The 699-nt window shown below is 43.1% G+C and carries 1 protein-coding gene; it reads left to right on the top strand.

Translation table 11 applies throughout. The features are described 5' to 3' along the window. Window positions 1-699, top strand: a 699-nt coding sequence (gene istA / locus H5186_RS22645; RefSeq protein WP_182795051.1) for an IS21 family transposase, incomplete at both ends; no start/stop codon positions are given.

Genomic DNA, 699 nt, shown 5'->3' with positions numbered 1-699 from the left:
CAGCATCATAAAGGTGGTGAAAAGCTGTTTGTGGATTATTGTGGCCCCACACTGACCATCACGTGCCCCACAACGCAGGAAACACGGACTGCTCAAGTATTTGTTGCCGTGCTCGGCGCATCAAACTATACCTATGCTGAGGCAACGTATAGCCAGCAACTTGAAGACTGGGTGATGAGTCATGCCCGTTGTTTTGCGTTTTTAGGCGGTGTGCCTGAACTTGTTATTCCCGACAACTTAAAAAGTGCTGTTAGTAAACCCTGTCGCTACGAGCCTGATCTAAACCCCACTTATCATCAATTAGCCGAGTATTATAACGTCGCTGTCATACCCGCTAGACCTTATAAACCCAAAGATAAATCAAAGGCTGAAGTCGGTGTACAAATTGTTGAGCGTTGGATCATGGCACGTCTGCGTAACCAAACCTTCTACAGCTTAGCGCACCTAAATCAAGAAATAGCAAAGCTACTTGATGTAATGAACAATAAGGTGATGAAGCAATATCAACAATCACGTAAACAGCTTTTTGATATGCTGGATAAAAGCGCATTAAAGCCATTGCCTGAAAAGCCCTATCACTATACACAAATCAAAACGGTGCGAGTACACATTGATTATCATGTTGAAATAGAGAAACATTATTACAGTGTGCCGTATCAGTGGGTTAAGAAACAATTACGCGCACACATAACCAATCAG

The sequence above is a fragment of the Pseudoalteromonas sp. SG41-2 genome (assembly GCF_014164535.1).
Taxonomy (GTDB): domain Bacteria; phylum Pseudomonadota; class Gammaproteobacteria; order Enterobacterales; family Alteromonadaceae; genus Pseudoalteromonas; species Pseudoalteromonas rhizosphaerae.
Note: the sequence above shows the minus strand (reverse complement) of the source record. Positions and strands in the feature narration are given on the sequence as shown.